Raw genomic sequence first — 5,653 nt, forward strand, 5'->3', positions numbered from 1 at the left:
TAAATTGAGAGAGAATGGGCGGCATTAAAAGTTAAACGCGCATGGCGAGGCTTGAGATTGATTAGTTCAAAATCCTTTTTTGAGCGGCCGTGCGCTGCACCTTTCTTGTTTCTTAACTTTATAGTACCGCGCACAATTTGATACAGACCGGATGCGATCATTTTTAAGTCATTTTCATCTAGATCTTGATTTTTTAAGTTTTCTTGCTTCATATCTTCGGGATGGATCTTAGCTTTCTTAACGACTTCTTCCCATAAAGCGGGCAGATTATTACGGGCGTTTTCTGCATATGGGATAGAATGGTGGTCGAGATAAGCTTTGCAAGAGGCTTCCAACAGATTTGCTGCAAATAGAACTGCCTCCCTAGGATCTTTTTCTATATTTTCTAATGCTCTATTTATTTCGATCTCTACTGCTGAAAGTTCTTTCTCTGCAATAAGTTTTTTTAGCTCTTCCATCGAGAGGAGACCAGCTTTTTGCAATTCTTGTGTGAAGGTCACCTCATTCTTGATAATATATCCTCCACGCTGATATTCCAATCCATCTTTCTTTAACGTTTCTAAAATTTTACGTTGATCTTCTTTAAGCTCTTGTAGCATTTGATCTTCTGGTATGTCTTGAAATATGAATCCGACTAACTTATGAAACTCGCTGTCCAAAAAATCACCAAGCAGGGGACCAAGGACTTCAAGCGGTTCATTGCATTTTACATTGATTGTGTCTAGTCGTTTCTTAATCGTGACTTCTTTATCATCACTTAGGTACTCATGAGGAGCAGATGGTGTATAAAAGAATAAGGCATCCAAATTCTCTGGCCAATAGTACTTTGGTAATATTTGAGAGAGTGCCCTAATTGTTGCAGGAGGGATTTTGTTTTTCTGAGATATTGTTTGCGGAGACGATAGTTGCATTTTGTATCTTTGTAATATCAAAAAGTGGTATGTTGAGTGGTTTTTAGAGTATGATTTTATTGTCTGACCTTGCTTAGAAAGTCGCGCAACAATTTTGTGGCTTATATAAGATTTGTGAAAGAGAAATGCCATATTGTGTTTTAATTTTTTTCTCCTTTCATTGTTATAACAGTGAAGCAGTGAAGGGGGTGAATAATGCGTGATAATTGGAAAAATATAGAATGAGAACAGAAGTATAATTTTGTATTATCGTAACTGCAATAGCATTCTTTATTGGCAGATTGTTTATTAGAGAGAAGGAAGCAGGCAATGCGCATAATCCCTGAACGGAAGGTCTTGTGACAAGAATTTCAATAATGGCATGTTACTAAATGTTGTGTGTGTTCTTTGCTTGTCAGAAAAAGTAGATGGGGCTCTTTATTTGCATAACCGGTATAGAGTAATGAGTAATGCGGGAGGCTAGTTTAAAATCTCGTTTATTCCGTTAAAGCTTACGGTTTTCTATAAAAAGACTGTTTTCATTATATCCGCTGTGAAGCTCGCATACTTGGTAGATGGAAATATACGCGTTTATCGTGTCTGTAAGGGAGCTTGAAGCAATGAAGTTATGTGTAAAAGAGTTCTGAAAAGCTTCTTTTGTCCGTAAATTTTATAAGGAAAATCTAAAGGCAGGAAAATGTTAGAGAAATCTCAGAGCACACTGTAAAAGTAAAAAAACAGCCTTTTTAGAGATGGTTTGCTGTCTGTCATTGTGCATCATGATTTTCAATGTTTTTAAAATTTCCCTCTCAATGAGAGAGGGCTTTTTTATTAAAGTGGGGGAGATTTCTTATAACAGTTAACAATGAAATGGAGAGAAGATGCTGCTTTACCAGCTGTTTTTGTCGCTTCAGTTTCATTTGGACCTATTGCTGTTATGAAAGCATAGTGATTCAATGACTTTGAAAAGGGGTGAATAACATTATCAAGTTTGTAATACAGTACGATTTTTCACATCGCGGTGTGTGGTAAAAGATGATTAGCATTTATAGGGGCGTGCGCGGGGGCGGGTTCTATATTCTATGCTGGTGCGGTAGGGCGTCTGTTAGCGCATTTATGGAACTATTCCGCATTGAAATGCGTGCTTAATTTCGTGGATCTTTGCAAAGGTCTGATCAGAAAATCCCATATTTCAAGAGGTTTTTAGAGGGATCTAAAAGCACAGAGGTATCATAAAATTACAAACACCGTACGTTACTGGAGGTGATCAATTTTAGAGCTTAAGGAGCTTATCGGTTTAGTGTTCTTTCATAAAAATGATGAAGGCTGTGGTCAAGGTCTCAGTGTGTTGGTTTCTCGAAAAGTGGTAAATGCTGTATGATTTTATATGCCATTGCCAATGTTATGGATAGGGTGTTCAAATAAAGCATATCATAAATCGGAATTCTTCTCTTTACGCGATAAGAGGAGGGCTAGGCAAAACAGTAAAAATGCAGCGATAGAGAATATGAAGAATACGATATATGTTTGGTTTAAGGACAAGTATTCTTCTGTCAGAGAATGGATCAAAAAGCCAGCGAATATACCCCCTAAGGCACCACCTATTTGCTGTAATATGCGTGTGATAACGGCTGTATCTTTGACGTATAAACTGTTGACATATTGGATGGGGGCGGAAAGGCAGACAATGGTGGCGATGCCAAGTCCTATGCCTCTTAGCAAGAATCCAAGTCCATCCATGCTTATATTATAGCCGAAGCATAATAACCCAAGGCTTGATATCACTAAACCAATTCCTATCATGAAAAAGGGAGATTTTTCTTTCCATTTTTGGTAAATAAATTTCCTTCCGATCCATGCTCCTACCCCTTGCAGAGCTAGGACCGCACCGATGATGAGAAGGCTATTTTCATGGGCTTGTTCCATGGCAATGGCTAGTGGGAAATAAACGAGGAAGCTATAAAAAAGAAATGAAGCAACAAGCCCCATGATCATGAGTAATGTATAGCGCGCATTTTGAAATCCGCTAAAGACGATTAATTTGTTTTTTGCTTTCTGATTAGAAACAATGAATAATATGAGAGATATCACCGCTATAAGTGCTAGGATATATAAGTGGTTTTTGTTATTGATGTTTCTGGCTTCTGTGAGGTAAAAAAACGAAAGAAGCGATGTGGAAAACGCTAAAAATGCAAATAAGTTAAATTTTGTTTTTGTTGTTTCGTTGTTCTTTAAATGTTTTGCTCCAAGGGTGAGTGCCAATAAAATAAGCGGAATATTAATAAAAAATAACAAACGCCAAGAGACATACTGAGCAAGTGAGGCGCCCACCAGCGGACCAAAGGCAGGAGCGAAAACTGTTGGTACGGCTATGGTGCCCATGGCTTGGCGCACTCGTGTCTGTCCAAATTGTAAGGCAATGATGGTTTGGCTAAGGGGTAGCAAAAGACCGGTCCCAAAACCTTGAACGATACGGGCAGATATAATAGTTGGAAAACTATAGCTTAATCCTACCCCCAGTGATCCAAGCATAAAAATGAAGCTTGCAAGAAACCAAGTGCTTTTGATACCTATTCTTCCTTGCACAAAAGCTGCCATCAGTAGTCCTGGCACGGTGGCTAGAAAATAGGATGTTACAATCCATTGTATATTATTTCCTTCCACGGAAAAATAATGCGCAAGGTTAGGAAGGATGACATTAACAATGCTTCCGTCCAGCAGAGGAAGTATGCTGGAAATAATGACGGTATATATGACATACCGTTCTGTTTTTGTATAGGAATCTACCTTTTGCATGATCATGCTCCCTACAGATGTTCTTTAAAACATTGGTTGCGCCCCATTCACAGACTTTTAAAAATTAACACGTGTTTGTGATGTCTGCGGTTTTGATATTGGAATGAATGTGATTGGAAGTGCTGATGGTCCCCAAATGCTTCTCTTGTGTACAAACTCCTCTTCCTCCAAAATGAAGCCATCAGTTAAGCTGATTTTGATGAGTTTATCGAGGAGTTTGTTTTCTGTCAATTCACTTTGCATGAGAGCAAAAGCAGAACCTACACGAGACGTGCATGCCTGCTCCATTTGCATTTATTATTTAACATGGAAAATGTAAAAATCTTTATAAATCAAATTATTGACTTAAAAATCCAATGTTTGTTTATATATCATTTTTTATGCTTAAATGATTGTTTGGGTGTCAAATGTATTCTCAATAGTTTATAATTTTCTTTTCTTAAATGTGCAGCCCTTTCTGGAAAATATTCGACAATCTCTTGATTGTTTAATAAAAATTAAAATCGGTTATAAGGAAGGGCTTGTAAATTATAGAGTAGGAAAAAGGTGCATTTTATAAACAACAGGGGAGGGTTGTTTCCATAGCCCAAACATTTTTTCAAGTTGTTATGGTATCTTTTTGAAGTGCTTGATCGATAAAAGTTTCATAATTATCAGAAACAATATATTGGGTATTTTCTCCCAAAGCTTTGAAATGTTCATGACCGCAATGGATTTTTGCTTTTTCCAGATCGCGCAACATGTCTTCGAAAATACTACCTTTGCTTCCCACAACAAAATACAGTTTTTCTTGCCCATCTTGCTCGAATAATACAGCCCAATCGGGAGTATATGATCCAAGAGGTGTATCAATTTTAAACCATTTAGGCAGTTGCGCATAAACTTTAATCTCATCATTTTTTTCAAACGATTGTGCAAAACTAAACTCAATATCTGAATCATAAATACATGATCATAAGTTGATTTATGGTTTTTTACATATTCTTTTATAAAACAATTTGCTTTTATATTTATTAAAATGCATTTTCTATTTTATTTTTTCGTATAATTAGCCAATGAAGATTTTGCTCTAATATTGCAATTTGTAAAAAACTATTTTGGTCATTCAATATGAAACTTTTTATGTCGGTTTCTTGTATTGAAAGCAATGGTACGATTTTTGATATCTGATAAAAATATTTATAAAAGAATTAATAACGCATGATTATAGAATTTTGTCCTTTGTTTGAAGCATGTAAAGTTAAACCATTGTTTATTCATAGATTTTATGTTCATTATTTATTTGATACATTTAATCTAGAATGTAAATTGTGTTCGTATCCTCAAACTAAAATACTGGTATTGAAGTGGTGAGAGTGTTGCTTTGTTGAGAATAGATAATTTGGTAGGTTGGTATTCCCTTTGTATCAGAGAATTCAACTTATTCTCTCATATTGTGTGTGGATGAAATGTTAACCGCATAATGCTCCCTCTTACATGAGATGTAAGATTGATATGTTTTCCACATTGAGAAAAGTTGTTGATCGTAGAGAAATATTTTTTTGCGAAATTCGTTTGGCTTAAATGGAAAAAATAGAGCAAGAGCCGCATATTTGTTATGCTGTAATGGCATATATATAATCGATGGAGTCAACACTTCATTTAAGAAGTTTTTTAAAGGAAAAACATAAAAAAATAGAATTATTGAAAAAAATCTTTTATTTTGAAGCTTGTTTCTCACGATTATAAAAGCTTCACGTGGATTTCGAAAATTCTTGTTGTGTTGAAAAGCATGAAAAATCAAGAAGATTTTGCAAAAAAGCTGCACTATACGTGCAGCTTTTTATGTATTTGTTTTAAAGGTAGACGTTTTAAAGCATGAAAGTGTCCTTACGGCTTCTATAACCGTAGTAGCCAAAAACACTGGAAATAATGGCGCCTACCAGACTGCCTAAAAAGCCCCACCACCCCATATTGGAGGCTGTTTT

General features: G+C 36.0%; 3 protein-coding genes and 1 pseudogene. All 4 read right to left on the reverse strand.

Going from position 1 to position 5,653, the window contains the following annotated elements; translation table 11 throughout:
* Window positions 1-911: abortive infection family protein (locus ACFIK0_RS08820; RefSeq protein ID WP_375663846.1), on the reverse strand; the 911-nt coding region annotated here is incomplete at its 3' end.
* A 1,410-nt stretch (window positions 912-2,321) separates the two neighbouring features.
* Complete coding sequence (locus ACFIK0_RS08825) at window positions 2,322-3,686, reverse strand: MFS transporter (protein ID WP_375663847.1); 1,365 nt, start codon at window positions 3,684-3,686, stop codon at window positions 2,322-2,324.
* Between the two features lie 598 nt (window positions 3,687-4,284).
* On the reverse strand, window positions 4,285-4,632 hold the full coding sequence (locus ACFIK0_RS08830; protein WP_375663848.1) for a hypothetical protein: 348 nt from the start codon (window positions 4,630-4,632) through the stop codon (window positions 4,285-4,287).
* Between the two features lie 904 nt (window positions 4,633-5,536).
* A pseudogene (locus ACFIK0_RS08835) lies at window positions 5,537-5,653 on the reverse strand (DUF3792 domain-containing protein); the annotation flags it as partial.

The sequence above is a fragment of the Bartonella sp. CL63NXGY genome (assembly GCF_042194905.1).
In the GTDB taxonomy this organism is placed as follows: Bacteria; Pseudomonadota; Alphaproteobacteria; order Rhizobiales; family Rhizobiaceae; genus Bartonella.